Origin of the sequence: Ornithinibacillus scapharcae TW25 (genome assembly GCF_000190475.1) — a bacterium.
GTDB classification, from domain to species: domain Bacteria; phylum Bacillota; class Bacilli; order Bacillales; family Amphibacillaceae; genus Ornithinibacillus; species Ornithinibacillus scapharcae.
The window spans coordinates 131,793-146,508 of the sequence record NZ_AEWH01000068.1; the positions used below are offsets into that span (position 1 = coordinate 131,793).

Below are 14,716 nucleotides of genomic sequence, written 5' to 3' on the forward strand. Positions count from 1 at the left end.
CTCCATAGTTTTATAGGGTCCTGATCCATTACCTGACAAGTTTTTTTAAAGTCAAACAAAAAATGTGGGCACATCAATGCACCCACATGTCTTTTAGTCATTCTAAAAAAGATGTTAACCAGTCAACTGCAGTTCGCGTTGAACAGGTGAGAAGCGGGTGCCTCTACTTGTCATCAGATCATTCAATTTAATTCAACTTTTATAGATTATCATAAACCTGAATAAATTGTCAACCCTTGCTTTCTTTATCTAGTATACACTACTTATCCTAATAAGGAAAGTCTACAGGAATAATAGTTTATTTCTTTTTGCGTAATACTCTCTTTTCAATTTCTTCTTTAATAAGGCTCTCAAATGCAACATAGGATAAAGTTTCTGAGTTTTGCTCTCCATATCTTCTTACATTTACAGCATCCTCTTCCATTTCCTTATCCCCAACAACTAATGCAAATGGAATCTTTTCTGTTTGTGCTTCACGAATCTTATAACCAATCTTTTCATCACGCTCATCGACCTCTACACGGACACCTTGGTATCGTAGCTTTTCTGCCACCTTCTTCGCATAGTCTAGATGAACCTGTGGTGATACAGGAATAATCTTCGCTTGTACTGGAGCTAACCAAGTAGGGAAAGCACCTTTATATTCTTCTAGAAGGAAAGCTACGAAACGTTCCATTGTAGATACAACACCACGGTGTAATACTACTGGACGATGTTCTTTACCATCCTCCCCAATGTAAGAAAGTTCAAAGCGCTCTGGTAATAAGACGTCAATCTGAACAGTAGACAATGTTTCATCCTTACCTAATGCTGTCTTAACCTGAACATCTAACTTTGGACCATAGAATGCTGCTTCGCCTTCCGCTTCCACATATTCTAAGTTCATATCTTCCATTGTTTCTTTTAGAACACCTTGTGTTTTTTCCCACATCTCATCGTTATCAATATACTTCTCTTTATCCTCTGGATCACGATAGGATAAACGGAAATAGTAATTATCGATACCAAAGTCTTTATATACATGTTGGATTAATTCTACTACACGGATAAACTCTTCCTTCAACTGATCAGGACGAGCAAAAATATGTGCATCGTTTAGTGTCATGGCACGAACACGTTGTAAACCAGCTAATGCGCCAGACATTTCGTAACGGTGCATCGTTCCAAGCTCGGCAATACGAACCGGCAAATTACGATAACTCCATAATTGATTTTTGAAAACCATCATATGGTGTGGACAGTTCATTGGACGTAGAACCAATTCTTCGTTATCCATTTGCATCGTAGGGAACATATCTTCCTGATAGTGGTCCCAGTGTCCACTAGTTTTGTATAGATCAACATTAGCTAGCACCGGGGTATATACATGGTCATAGCCTAGACGCTCTTCTAAGTCAACAATATAACGTTCGATTTGGCGGCGAATTGTTGCCCCTTTTGGTAACCATAGCGGTAAACCTTGACCAACCTTTTGATTAATGGTAAATATCCCTAATTCCTTACCTAATTTACGATGGTCACGTTCTTTACGTTCTTCCAAGATTTGTAGATATTCCTCAACCTGTGCAGGCTTTTCAAAAGCTGTACCATAAATACGTTGTAACTGTTTATTATTGCTATCACCACGCCAGTATGCTCCAGATATGCTTAGTAATTTAAATGCTTTTAATTTACTAGTTGATGGAACGTGTACTCCACGGCAAAGATCAAAGAATTCACCTTGTTTATAAATCGTCACTTGCTCATCTTCCGGAATGGCATCAATTAACTCAAGCTTTAATTCATCACCAATTTCAGTGAACATTTTCTTAGCTTCCTCACGTGACACTTCCACACGTTCTATTGCTAGATTTTCATCGACAATTCGCTTCATTTCTTTTTCAATTTTAGGTAAATCTTCTGGAGTTATTTTTTCCTCCATATCAAAGTCATAATAAAATCCTTCCTCAATGACCGGACCAACTCCAAACTTCACATCTTTATATAAGCGTTTGATTGCTTGTGCCATTAAGTGTGCAGTTGAATGTCGAGCAATTTCTACCCCTTCTTGATTTCTATAGGTAATAATCTCGATTTTTCCACCTTGATTTAGTTCACGCTTTAAATCATAAGGTATACCATCTAATTTTATTGCTAAAGCTTGTTTCTTTAAGCCTGGTGAAATAGATGCTGCGATATCTTCACCAGTTGTGCCTTGAGGAAACTCCTTACTTGCTCCATCTGGGAAAACAATAGTGATTTCTGACATGATTAACACTCCTTATCCATTTTTCTGAAATTAAAAAACGCCCCTCCCCTTGCACTATGGCAAAGGGACGAGCGTTGGTCACGTGGTTCCACCCTAATTCCCGTAATTAAATACGGCTTTAAATCTTTAACGCAGATATACGCTACTATTTACTTACAGTTCGATAGTAGAGTTCAAAGGTGGTAATCATTTGGCTGTATGAGGAAGCTTCCAGCCTATGGCTTCCCTCTCTAATCATAACAGGTTAACAAATGACCTTGTCCTTATCCTTACAGATGTAAATATTAAATATAAATCACATTATAGCGCTAGTTTTAAGGATAATCAAGTCCTGTTATCGATTTTTTAAATAAACGGGAAAAGGAAATTTATGAGCTGGTTCAAAATCAACCCTTTCCTGGAACACGTTAATCACAGTTAATGTCTTCGGTTCTGATGGATGGTCTCCATATATTTTAATCTGTTTAGGAGACATTGCTACTAATGGCGCTAGATTTAATTCGTCCTCATCTAGACCTACTATGTATAATGGTTCTCTCTGCATAAGCATCCGTAATTCCATTCTAGAAAATGGTTTACCATTTGCCTTATAAAAACTAAAACTACTTCCTTGAAGAATATGAACAATATTATAGCTTGGTTCTTTTTTTGCAATATATTCTCGTAACATATTAACGAATTCCTGGTGTTCTTCCTCTCGTTTATACTCATCAATAGCTAAGCCTACAATTTGAATCAAATAATCCTTAAAAACTTTCAATCGAAAATTAATGATTGAATCAAAATGAATCGGCGACGTATTTTTTACATTTGTAACCATCAGGGAGTATAGTAGTTGCATTGGGTCATCCTTTTGATTTCGTACTTGTACACTTTCTTCATCTTCACCAGCAAGTAGCCATTGTGTTAATTCTGAGATCTTTTCAATCTCATCTAAATCAGAATAATAATAATAATCTTCCGTTATTTCCTTTATCATTGTTGATAAGCGATGTGTCACAAACACATCCACCATGGATTTAACAACTGAATCCACTAATTCATTGTCCGATTGTTGTACATATTCAATTTTTAATTCATTCCCCCATTCTTCATTTGTTTTCCAGTGGAGCTCAATCTTTTTGTTATAATGAAATAATTGCTCACAAAAACTGATTACTTCTTTATTCGAAGAAAAATAAATCTCCATTTAGCCTCATCACCCTTATCCAAAACCAAACTGTTACATTATATGGACATACTTTTAAAAAAATGATAAAACCATTAAAACTAGTAACTTTAGTAAATGATAAGGAAGGCTATCAAGGACATTAGAAGGGTAACATAAGAAAAAACTAGCACATTCGCTCGTTCATTGCGAATGTGCTAGTTTTTCTTATGGAGGCGAGAAGGATTATTTTACTTTCCTATCTGCTAAAAAAACCACTACTGGCTTTTTTATTCTTCTCTTCTATTCTTAGCAAAGATAGGAACTTCTTTGCTTACTTGTTTTATTCTTTCCATTATTCTACCTGCTTTAACTGTTTCAATGTCACCACGTGTTGATTTCGCTAATTGGTCTTCCAATTGTTCCATACTGTAATTTGATGTAAAGAAAACTGGTAATCTTTCCATCATACGATATTGTAAAATAGTTCCAAGCACTTCATCGCGGAACCAAGCTGAGTGAGTCTCAGCTCCAATATCATCTAACATGAGAACATCTGCCTTTTTAAAATAATCTATTTTCTCATTTATGGAATCATCCTTAATAGAAGACTTAATCTCACGTACAAATTCTGGCATATAGATGAGCATAGAAGAGATATTATATTTTTTTAATTCATTGGCAATAGCACCTAGAAAATAGGTCTTTCCAACACCAAAAGGACCATAAAAGTAAATTCCTTTACGAGGAATACCATTTTGTAACTCACTCATAAATTGATCCATTTCTTTTATTGCCATACTACGATTAGGATCTAAATCGATTCCCTCCATTGTCGCCTCAAGAATTTCTCTAGGCATATACAGACTTTCAATAAGTTTTTGTTGTTCTTGTTGCTTTTCAAATATTAGTCTACTATGGCATTTTTCGTAGGATAAATGAATCTCATTATTTTCAACTCTGAGTATCGGCGAATACCCCTGTAACATATTTTTACATGAATCGTAACCTAAACAATTCTCACATTGCTTCGATTGTGTTTTATATTCATACAGTTTTATTAAATTTTTTTCAATTACACGGTCAGTTAATTCAGGATGTAAGGATAAAAATTCCTTAATCTCTGGATCACTCAATACGTCTTTTTTTATTTTTTGATAGTTTTCTTGAAAGTTTCCGTTTTGCTGCATCCATTTTTGTAAGCTGGATTGTACTGGTTTCATATCAATCATCCTTGCACATGACTATTTTTTGGAGCTGTATTTACTTAAAATAGCAGCAATCTCCTCTTTTTCATGTTCCAAATCTTTCGTGTTTTCTCTGTTCGTTTCCTTTGACTTGAGCTTTCGTTCTTTAAACCATTCTGGCACAACTTCTGTACTTGTTCCTTGCTTCTTATACGGACGATAGTTTTGTTGCTGCTGCTGTTTTTTGGCAGTAGCTAGCTGATACTGTTCTTTTTCTCTTTTTGCGAACATCATAGCTTCTCTTGCCGTTTTCAAGTTAGCACGTGACCAGTGGCTTGCAATCTTCTCTAAATATGCTTTAGATAATTTCATATTTGTTTGTAACAATACATAATGGATTAACACATTCATTACTGGTGAAGGCAACCCTTGTGTAGTCATAATTTCACGAATCACCTTTAAATCTTGTTCGGAAGCATGGTTACCACTAGACAAGTCCTCTAATAGTTGCTTTGGTGAAATCGTTTCTAATTCGTGGATAAGCATTTCCTCTTTTGATAAAGGTTGTTGTGTTTCCAGCTCATTTTGCACAGTCTCTCTTTCCGCTAGACGTTCCACTTTAGGTACTAGTTGAACGGTTGAGTCACTGCGAGAGGTTTTAAATAAATCATGACATGCTTCTTTAAACTCTTCAATATCTAATTTATTCTCATCTGTTAATGCCCAAAGAATACACTTTTCTATTTCATATTCAGCAAGTCCATATAATTGCATCATTTGATTAATAATTCGTTTATTATCGGTTGTTAAAACTCGCTTATATGGGATCATTCGAGACTTAAGCATTTGTTCAACCCATGAAAAATCAACTGATTCTAACTGGGGCCCACCATTTTCCGGAATACGGTTTATATTTTGCATAGTACCAAAATCAGGATGAATGGTATCGAAAACATCACCGAAAGAAGCCGTAATATTTTGGCCACTTGGGTGCTTTACTAGTCCATAATAATGGTTTTTTAAAAGGGTGAATTTTTCATTTCCTATGTGATGGAATAAAAGTTGAGAGAGCATAGCATCTTTAAAAAAGTCACTGGGTGCAAAGGGGCATTGTAACAGATAACGGTAAACGGTCTGGTCATTGTTACGCTCCTCAAAGGTTTTTAAAAGACCAATACCCTCAAGCTTTAATCTTGCTTCATATATTTCAACCAACGATATATTTAAATAATTCATTAATGTATGGTGGGTTTGAACAGATGTACCCTGTAAATCTATTTCGTTCAGTAAGGTTTGGTATAACATTACTGCCTTCATCCCTAATAATGGCTGATAAAGATGGGTTAATGATTTTGAATAATCTACAGGCAAATTACCTTGCAAATCAATCGAATAACCATCAATTGGTAATAATTTTCCAATATAATTCATCTTAACCCCTCTTTCAATAATCTTGTACTGTCAATGTTAGTTTTTTTGTCCACCTGGATTAATTCTTTCAATTCATCGAGAAAAACATTAATATCTTTGAATTGACGATAAACAGAGGCAAATCGGACATAGGCCACGTCATCCACCTTGGATAATCTTTCCATGACCATTTCCCCTACTTCTTTACTATCAATCTCAGCTGCTCCTGTATTGCGTAATTCCTTTTCCACATCAAAAGCAATAGAGTCAATCTGTTCAATAGATACAGGTCTTTTTTCACATGCTTTAATTAACCCACGTACAAGCTTTTCACGACTGAATTCTTGTCTCGTTCCACCTTTTTTCACGACAATTAATGGAACCTCTTCAATTCGTTCAAAGGTAGTAAACCGATAGCCACATTTTTCACATTCACGCCTTCTACGGATAGAGCGACCTTCTTCAATCGGTCTTGAATCTAAGACTTTCGTGTTTTTATTTTGGCAATTCGAGCATCTCATTTAATTAACCCCATTCATCTAGCAATTCATTCTAATTTTTATCAATCAACGTTAATTCTTTATTTATTTTTTCGTATAGTTGTTTAATTAATTTGGCACTATATCCAAAATCGAAAGGAAGTATTCCTTCACTAGTCACTGTAAAATCTATCGCAGTCTGATACGGTCGTACCATAATTACAGTAGCGATTACAAAGGCCTTTCTTCCCTTGATCACTTGGAAACTAATCTCACCACGTTCCTCTGAGATAGAATTTAATCTAAAGTTTTTAGACCCTTTTATTATCTCTTCTAGCTTACTAAGACCCTTGTCCTTAGTTGTTTTATAATAATGTGTATTCAGCTCTTGATCCCAGTGCTTCTCAGCCGTTTCAGCATGATTATAAAAGAACCGTGATAATTTTTTTCCAAAAGACATTCGTTTACACTCCCAGTTTCGGTTGGTCCGTTACAATAACTCTATTCATTTTAACATGTTTTAAAGAATTACCCTAGTAAAAATTTGTGACACAAAAAGAGTTGAGCCCTTGAAGAAACTCAACTCTTTCATTTTATACGACTACTATTTTTTATTTAGATTAGTATCTGTAATGGACTTTAAACAACTCACATGTTGCAAGAAATGCTCACTAAGAATGGGTTACTTTCTTTACTTCAAGAAAACTTCCAACATACTTCACTAAGTCTACCACTCTAGCAGAATAGCCCCACTCATTATCATACCAGGCTAGTACTTTTATCTTATTGTCACTCATAACCATTGTGGATAATCCATCCACAATAGCAGAGTACTCTGAAGTTGTGTAATCAACGGAAACCAATGGCTCATCACTATACTGAATAATTCCAGAAAGTTCGCCATTGGATACTGCTTTAAAGGTATTGTTTACAATATCTGCAGTGACGGACTCTTCCACATCCACAACTAAATCAACTAAAGAGACATTTGGAGTAGGCACACGTAATGCCATCCCGTGTAGTCTACCTTTCAAATGAGGCATTACTTCACCTAAAGCTTTAGCTGCTCCTGTTGACGTCGGAATAATCGACTGAGTACACCCTCTAGCACGACGCAAATCCTTATGCGGATTATCTAAATTTTTTTGATCATTTGTAAATGCATGAACGGTTGTCATTAAACCGTTCACAATCTTAAAATTTTCATCCAATACTTTCACAACCGGAGCTAAACAGTTCGTTGTACAAGATGCATTAGAAATAACATCATCGTTTTCTGGGTCATACATATCATGGTTTACGCCCATTACAATTGTTTTATCTACTTGCTTGCCTGGTGCTGTAATAACTACTTTCTTTGCTCCAGCGACCAAATGTAAACCTGCAGATTCTTTCGTTTTGAACTTACCAGTAGCATCAATAACAATATCAATATCAAGTCTTGACCATGGTAATTTATCTGGCTCTCGATAATTAACTAATTCAATACGTTGACCATCAATTTCTAATGCGTCCTGAAGCGCTTTCACTTCATGGTTAAAAGTGCCGTGAACACTATCATATTTAACTAGGTGGGCTAAGGTTTCTGTTGGATAACTAGCATTAATTGCTACAAGCTCAAGGCTAGGATCGGTTATTGCTTGCCTAAAAACCATTCTCCCTATACGCCCGAATCCACTAATTGCAACGCGAGTTTTACTCATGATAAGTCCTCCTGATTATGATATACTAATTATATATTTTTCATATATAGTATAACACATTCAACTCAAAATGAAAGCATTAATCATAAAAAAGAACTTAAAAAGGAGATATATCCTTATAAGTTCTTTTTTATGATTGATGAATATTTATTTGCTCCATTGATGAAGAATTTCTTTTAATTGTTCGAATGTCTTTTCACGAGTACCATTATTATCAATAACTGCATCAGCTAGGGTAACTTTTTCCTTTATCGGTATTTGTGAATGAATTCGCTGTAGAGCCTCATCCTTTGTGGAGTGATCTCGGTTCATTAACCGCTTCAATTGAACCGTCTCTTCTACATATACCACTAAAATTTTATCAACCATATGTGTAAGTTTACTTTCGAATAATAGTGGAATGTCCATAACGATTATCCTTTCTCCGTTATGAACATGCTGATCCTTTTGTTCCATCATTCTCTTCCGAACAGCTGGGTGGACAATTCCATTTAGCACTTTACGCTTTTCTTCATCCGAAAAAATGATCCCACCTAGCTTTTTTCGATCAATATTTCCATCTGAAAATAGAATATCCTTTCCAAACTCTTTAACAATCGATAAGTACGCATCTTCACCAGGTTCTACAACCTCACGTGAGATCTTATCTGCATCAATAACAGGAATGTTCATATCGATGAACATGGATGAAACTGTACTTTTCCCACTAGCAATACTACCTGTTAATCCAATTACCAACGTCATCATTATTCTCCTTTAGAACCTTTGACAATTTAAACAGATATGAGTACCACGGCCACCAACCTTCATTTTGGTAATAGGACTTCCACAATTTGGACACGCCTCATTCTCCTGGCCATAAACTGCTAACTCTTGTTGAAACATCCCCATTTCTCCTTGGCTGTTAACATAGGACCTTATCGTTGTCCCACCTTGTTCTACCGCTTCCTCAAGAGTCAATATTGCTTGCTTTCGAATCTCTTGTACTTCCTTTTTGGTTAGTTTATTAGACTTTTTCAATGGATGGATACGTGCTTTAAATAACGTCTCATCTACATATATATTACCTAGACCGGCAACAACCGTTTGATCTAATAATACAGCCTTAATGGATCTGTTTGTCGTTTTAAGCCGTTTATAAAAATAGTCTAATGTAAACTCTTTATCAAAGGGATCCGGGCCGAGCTGATCCAAAGGCTTTTGAATCAGCTCCTCTCCCTTGTTTACAATGTGCATGGTTCCAAATTTACGAACATCGTTATATCGTAACTCTTCATCAGTAGTAAAAGAGAAGATAACATGTGTATGTTTTTTCACCGGTTCATCTTTGTAATGCACACTATATTTACCTTCCATTCTTAAGTGAGAGATGAGTGTGTAATCATCTAATTCAAATAAAAGGAATTTTCCTTTTCGTTTAATATCATGGATTGTTTGACCTATCAAAAGCTGCTTGAAATGCTCCGTATCATCTGGTTTTTTTATTATATTTCCCCAATATACGTTTACATCGTTAATGGTCCGATTTAATACGAATCGTTTCAGTGTTTTACGTATCGTTTCAACTTCTGGTAATTCAGGCATTTCTAATTCTCCTTATTTTGCATCATACCAGCTATCACCGTAAGCATACTCTGCCTTTAATGGAACCTTTAATTCAACTGTATTTTCCATCATAGCTGGAACTAATTCTTTTAGTTTCTCTAGCTCTTCTTTTGGTGCCTCTAGGATTAATTCATCATGTACTTGTAATAGCATACGTGCTTGCATATTTTCTTCTTTTAGTTTTTCCCGTAAGTCTATCATCGCTTTTTTAATGATATCTGCTGCGGTACCTTGAATCGGTGTATTCATAGCCGTTCTTTCAGCAAAACTTCTTAAATTAAAGTTTCTACTTGTGATTTCCGGCAAATATCGGCGGCGATTCATTAATGTTGTTACATAGCCTTTATGTTTGGCTTCTTGGACAATATCATCCATATACGCTTTTACACCTGGATAACTATCGAAATATCGCTCTATGAATTGTTTGGCTTCCTTCCGAGTAATTCCTAAGTTTTGTGATAAACCAAAATCACTAATACCATAAACGATTCCAAAGTTAACCGCTTTTGCTTGTCTTCGCATATCGGAAGTGACTTGCTCTTTGTCCACATGAAACACATCCATTGCAGTCTGCGTATGAATATCCTCTCCCTTTTGAAAGGCAGAAATTAATTTTTCATCATCGGCAATATGAGCTAATACCCGTAACTCTATTTGTGAATAGTCAGCAGCAAACATAATCCAATCTTTTTCAGACGGGACAAACGCTTGTCTAATTTTACGCCCTTCTTCAATCCGTATCGGGATATTCTGCAGGTTCGGATCAATCGAGCTTAGGCGGCCAGTTTGCGTCAACGCTTGATTGTACCGAGTATGGATTTTGCTTGTTTCCTTATCTACAACCTTTAACAGCCCTTCGATATAGGTCGATTGCAGCTTTCCAAGTTGTCTATATAAAAGAATCTTACGGATTATCTCGTGATCATTTTCTAACTGTTCTAAAACATCCGCTGCAGTAGAATAACCTGTTTTGGTTTTCTTAATAACACGTAAGCCCAACTTTTCGAACAGTATAGGACCTAACTGCTTCGGTGAGTTGATATTGAATTTTTCTCCTGCCAATTCATAAATTTCTTGTTCCACTTCCTCTAAACGTGTTTTTAGTTCTGTTCCCATATCTTCTAACCGTTTGACATCAACAACTACTCCTGTATGTTCCATTTCCGCCAAGATTAATGCTAGTGGTATCTCTAAATCATCTAGAAGAGAATACAGTTCATGTTGGCGAAGTTCGGCCTCCATTTTATCCTCTAAATCTTTTAGTACGGATGCTTTACGAACGATATGTTCTGCAAGAATTTCCTTTTCAGGCACCTTCATTTTGGCACCTTTCCCATATACCTCTTCATCATTTAGGACCGAATGGAACCCAAACCTGTGAGCAATTGCTGGTATATCATGATTATTTTCGGATGGGTCTAGTAAGTAAGAGGCTAATAGAATATCAAAGCGTAATCCCTTCAAATGAATACCCTTTTTTAAAAGTGATACCACGGATTGCTTCACATCAAATACTACTTTGGTTGCCTTTGGATCTTCTGCCCATGCTTTAAATTCCTCTGAGGCTAACGCTACCTCTGTAGGTATGAAATAGGCATTATCTTTATTGACAAGACCAATCCCCTCAATAGGTGCTGTATGATAACTATCAGTAAGCATCTCCACAACTAACGCTACTTCTCCATTAAACATATCGGAATGAACACTATCTACTATTGTATACCTTATATCTTCAAGTTCCTGCTTCGTCTCTTCTATCACTTCGTCAGCACCAACTCGTTCTAGTAACGACTGAAATCCCAAATCCTTGAAAATTGCCGCTACATCTTGACTAGTATAGCCTTTATAGGATAAATCCTCTAATTTCACTTCAATAGGAGAGTCACAGTTAATCGTTGCTAGTTCCCTACTCATAAAAGCATCTTCTTTATGGTTAGTTAAATTTTCCAATAGTTTTTTTCCATTTACGTGATCAAGGTTATCGTACAAATTTTCAAGTGTTTGGTATTCCTTTAACAGTTTGGTTGCTGTTTTTTGTCCCACTCCTGGTACACCTGGAATATTGTCAGAGCTATCCCCCATCAATGCCTTTAAATCAATGATTTGTTCTGGTTTAACCTCCATTTTTTCTAATAAGTATTCAGGAGTATATTCCTCCACTTCGCTAATACCCTTTTTCGTTACATTCACAGTTATTTTTTCAGATACTAGTTGAAGCATATCTTTGTCACCTGAAATAACCGCTACTTCAAATTCTTTTTCTTTCCCTTGTTTGGCTAAAGTTCCAATAATATCATCTGCTTCATATTGGTCCAATTGATAATGGGGAATATTAAAGGCATTAAGCAATTCCTTCACTAATGGAAATTGCTCGGATAACTCGGATGGTGTCTTCTGTCGACCACCCTTATATTCTTTAAATGTTTGATGTCTAAACGTTGTTTTCCCTGCATCGAACGCAACAAGTATATGAGTTGGCTTCTGTTCTTCGAGAATACGAAGAAGCATTGTTGTAAACCCATATACAGCATTCGTATACACTCCCTTATCATTATTCAATAATGAAGGGCAAAAATGCACGATATGTAATACTATTTCCATCTATTAAAACCAATTTATTTACCACGATTCTATTTCCTCCTTAGAGTCCTATGCTTTATATCTATTTTACCATTTCCAACTCCTTCCGTAAAAAATGGCGTATAAAAGAAAACACTCTCAATGATTGGAGAGTGTTTTCTTTATTAATGGAAGATAAATGTTTATCGTAGTACCTACATTGACAGTACTTTGAATTTCAATCTTCCCTTTATGAAGTTCCACAATATGTTTGACGATAGCTAACCCGAGACCTGTTCCACCTGTATTTCTACTTCTAGCCTTATCTACTCGATAAAAACGCTCAAATATACGTGGTAATGCCTCTTGCGGTATTCCGATACCTGTGTCCCGTACCATTAGGCGAATCGAATCATTTTGTTGCTCTGCTAGTAGAATTACCTCACCATCTCTTGGTGTATAATCAATAGAATTACCTAGTAGATTAATGAGTATTTGCTTAATACCATTTCGGTCAGCATAGAAACTAATATCCTGATCCATATCAATTGTCAGCCTAACACCGTGGTGAATCGCCTTCTGTTTTAGGACCGGGATGACTTCATCCACAATTTTTTTCATCTGAATCTCTGATAATTCTAGACGTGAATCATCTTTTTCTAGCTTGGATAAAGTTAATAAGTCTGCTATCAATGCTTGTAACCTTTTACTTTCTTCATTGATAATACTTAAGAAGTGTTTAGCCGTTTCCTTATCATTTAAATCATCATCTAATAATGTCTCAGAGAATCCACGAATAGATGTTATTGGCGTTTTTAATTCATGGGAAACATTTGCTACAAAGTCCTTCCGCATCGTTTCCAGTTTCTTCATCTCTGTTATATCATAAAGAACTAGAACTGCACCTTTTAACAAATTTCTGTTATCAAAAATAGGTGCTCCTATAATCTCAAAGTATTGCCTTGTATCGTTTTCAATGACGATAGAATCTTTAATATTTTCCTCATATAGAAAAGTCTGTTGAATCATTTTATGAATCTTTTCATTATCCAAGATGTCATAGTACAGATAACCAATGTAATCTTGTTCAGTACCACCAAAAATGGATAAGAAGTTCTTATTGACTAGATGAATATAACCTCTTTCATCAATCAATACGAGGCCACTTTGTATATTTTCGATTACAGTGGTTAGCTGTTCAGCTTGTATTTTTTCATTAAGGGAAAGCTCGCTAAGACTACGAGCAAGCTTATTTATTTTCATGAGTAAGTCTGCCATACTCCCGGTCACAGGATGATGCATCCTAGCACTAAAATTGCCTTTTACTAATTCATCTAACGTACTAGTAGCTTTTTTAATTGGCTTTACATATTTATCGTAAACATAATGCAACATCATCATTAAAATAATATATTCAGTTAATAGAACTAAAAACAATACGAAATAATTACTCATAAACTGAGCAATAACAATCCCTGTCAGAATGACGATACCCAAAATAATTAATGCATAACGTATCATTGGTTGGAATGAGTCAAGCCTCACACTGGATCCTCCATCTTATAACCGAGTCCACGAATTGTCTTAATATAAATCGGTTTCTTTGTATTAGGTTCTATTTTTTCTCGAAGATGGCTAACGTGCACATCTACAATTCTAGTATCCCCCACAAAGTCGTAGTCCCATACAGCACTTAATAACTGATCTCTAGATAACACTTTATCCTTATGTGTTGCTAGATAATATAATAATTCAAATTCTTTACGAGTAAAGGTTAATACTTGACTATCTTTTTCAGCTTCATATCGCTCTGGATAAATGGTTAAGTCGCCAACCTTAATTTGTTTAAGTTGATTAGATGGTACTGCTTGTTGAGTTCTTCTCAGTATTGCTTTAATCCTTGCAATAACTTCTTTCGGACTAAACGGCTTTGTTAAATAGTCATCTGCACCGATCTCTAGCCCTAAGACTTTATCAAATTCCTCATCTCTTGCTGTAAGCATGAGAACAGGGGTATCTATTTGGTTACGCCTCAAATGCTTACAAACTTCTATTCCGTCCATCTCTGGTAGCATCAAATCAAGAATAATAAAATACATAGTTATTACTTTACCGCTTTACGAACTAGCATCTAATCCATCGTAAGATACGTCTGTGATAAATCCAGCCTTCTCTAAATTAAATTTTAATAATGTTACAATGGATGTCTCGTCATCTACAATTAGAACCTTCTCATTCATGCTATCCATTCCCCATTTCTGTATACTCTACTAGTTAGGTTACCTATCATAATCTTACAATGAATTGCCCATAAATTAAATAATAGAAAGACATTGTAAATAAATCTTTACAATAATTACAAGTTTATATCATCAAAA

The 14,716-nt window shown here is 35.6% G+C and carries 10 protein-coding genes, 2 pseudogenes and 2 other annotated features; all 12 genes and pseudogenes read right to left on the reverse strand.

Annotated features, from left to right (window positions below; genetic code table 11):
• Nucleotides 1-50: 50 nt before the first annotated feature.
• Nucleotides 51-175, reverse strand: a sequence feature (ribosomal protein L20 leader region).
• Between the two features lie 123 nt (nucleotides 176-298).
• Nucleotides 299-2,248 (reverse strand): threonine--tRNA ligase, encoded by a 1,950-nt coding sequence (gene thrS, locus G5W_RS0119015; RefSeq protein ID WP_010099110.1) that lies wholly within the window; start codon nucleotides 2,246-2,248, stop codon nucleotides 299-301.
• 60 nt (nucleotides 2,249-2,308) lie between these two features.
• Nucleotides 2,309-2,527 (reverse strand) — a binding site (T-box leader).
• Between the two features lie 55 nt (nucleotides 2,528-2,582).
• Nucleotides 2,583-3,437 (reverse strand): putative sporulation protein YtxC, encoded by an 855-nt coding sequence (gene ytxC, locus G5W_RS0119020; protein ID WP_010099111.1) that lies wholly within the window; start codon nucleotides 3,435-3,437, stop codon nucleotides 2,583-2,585.
• 248 nt (nucleotides 3,438-3,685) lie between these two features.
• Complete coding sequence (gene dnaI / locus G5W_RS0119025) at nucleotides 3,686-4,618, reverse strand: primosomal protein DnaI (protein WP_010099112.1); 933 nt, start codon at nucleotides 4,616-4,618, stop codon at nucleotides 3,686-3,688.
• A gap of 21 nt (nucleotides 4,619-4,639) precedes the next feature.
• Nucleotides 4,640-6,013, reverse strand: coding sequence for a replication initiation and membrane attachment family protein (locus tag G5W_RS0119030; protein WP_010099114.1), 1,374 nt, complete (start codon nucleotides 6,011-6,013; stop codon nucleotides 4,640-4,642).
• Nucleotides 6,010-6,513, reverse strand: coding sequence for a transcriptional regulator NrdR (gene nrdR, locus G5W_RS0119035; RefSeq protein ID WP_010099115.1), 504 nt, complete (start codon nucleotides 6,511-6,513; stop codon nucleotides 6,010-6,012). Before nrdR ends, G5W_RS0119030 begins: the two co-directional genes overlap by 4 nt.
• 31 nt (nucleotides 6,514-6,544) lie before the next feature.
• On the reverse strand, nucleotides 6,545-6,931 hold the full coding sequence (locus G5W_RS0119040; protein ID WP_010099116.1) for a hypothetical protein: 387 nt from the start codon (nucleotides 6,929-6,931) through the stop codon (nucleotides 6,545-6,547).
• A gap of 211 nt (nucleotides 6,932-7,142) precedes the next feature.
• The gene (locus G5W_RS0119045; protein WP_010099117.1) at nucleotides 7,143-8,174 is read right to left on the reverse strand and encodes a glyceraldehyde-3-phosphate dehydrogenase; all 1,032 of its coding nucleotides are present in this window, start codon (nucleotides 8,172-8,174) and stop codon (nucleotides 7,143-7,145) included.
• Nucleotides 8,175-8,321: 147 nt separating this feature from the next.
• Entirely contained in the window at nucleotides 8,322-8,918 is a 597-nt protein-coding gene (gene coaE, locus G5W_RS0119050; protein ID WP_010099118.1) for a dephospho-CoA kinase, read from the reverse strand.
• A gap of 12 nt (nucleotides 8,919-8,930) precedes the next feature.
• Entirely contained in the window at nucleotides 8,931-9,758 is an 828-nt protein-coding gene (gene mutM, locus G5W_RS0119055; RefSeq protein ID WP_010099119.1) for a DNA-formamidopyrimidine glycosylase, read from the reverse strand.
• A gap of 12 nt (nucleotides 9,759-9,770) precedes the next feature.
• A pseudogene (gene polA / locus G5W_RS21690) lies at nucleotides 9,771-12,405 on the reverse strand (DNA polymerase I).
• Nucleotides 12,406-12,497: 92 nt separating this feature from the next.
• Entirely contained in the window at nucleotides 12,498-13,883 is a 1,386-nt protein-coding gene (pnpS, locus tag G5W_RS0119065; protein ID WP_010099123.1) for a two-component system histidine kinase PnpS, read from the reverse strand.
• Nucleotides 13,880-14,578: pseudogene (locus G5W_RS22575) on the reverse strand (response regulator transcription factor). The gene pnpS and the pseudogene G5W_RS22575 overlap by 4 nt, the downstream one beginning before the upstream one ends.
• Nucleotides 14,579-14,716: the final 138 nt, after the last annotated feature.

Bases quoted from the DNA above. Each gene is read 5' to 3' on its own strand.
- thrS (WP_010099110.1), bottom strand. From the start codon at position 2,248: ATGTCAGAAATCACTATTGTTTTCCCAGATGGAGCAAGTAAGGAGTTT.
- ytxC (WP_010099111.1), bottom strand. From the start codon at position 3,437: ATGGAGATTTATTTTTCTTCGAATAAAGAAGTAATCAGTTTTTGTGAG.
- dnaI (WP_010099112.1), bottom strand. From the start codon at position 4,618: ATGAAACCAGTACAATCCAGCTTACAAAAATGGATGCAGCAAAACGGA.
- G5W_RS0119030 (WP_010099114.1), bottom strand. From the start codon at position 6,013: ATGAATTATATTGGAAAATTATTACCAATTGATGGTTATTCGATTGAT.
- nrdR (WP_010099115.1), bottom strand. From the start codon at position 6,513: ATGAGATGCTCGAATTGCCAAAATAAAAACACGAAAGTCTTAGATTCA.
- G5W_RS0119040 (WP_010099116.1), bottom strand. From the start codon at position 6,931: ATGTCTTTTGGAAAAAAATTATCACGGTTCTTTTATAATCATGCTGAA.
- G5W_RS0119045 (WP_010099117.1), bottom strand. From the start codon at position 8,174: ATGAGTAAAACTCGCGTTGCAATTAGTGGATTCGGGCGTATAGGGAGA.
- coaE (WP_010099118.1), bottom strand. From the start codon at position 8,918: ATGACGTTGGTAATTGGATTAACAGGTAGTATTGCTAGTGGGAAAAGT.
- mutM (WP_010099119.1), bottom strand. From the start codon at position 9,758: ATGCCTGAATTACCAGAAGTTGAAACGATACGTAAAACACTGAAACGA.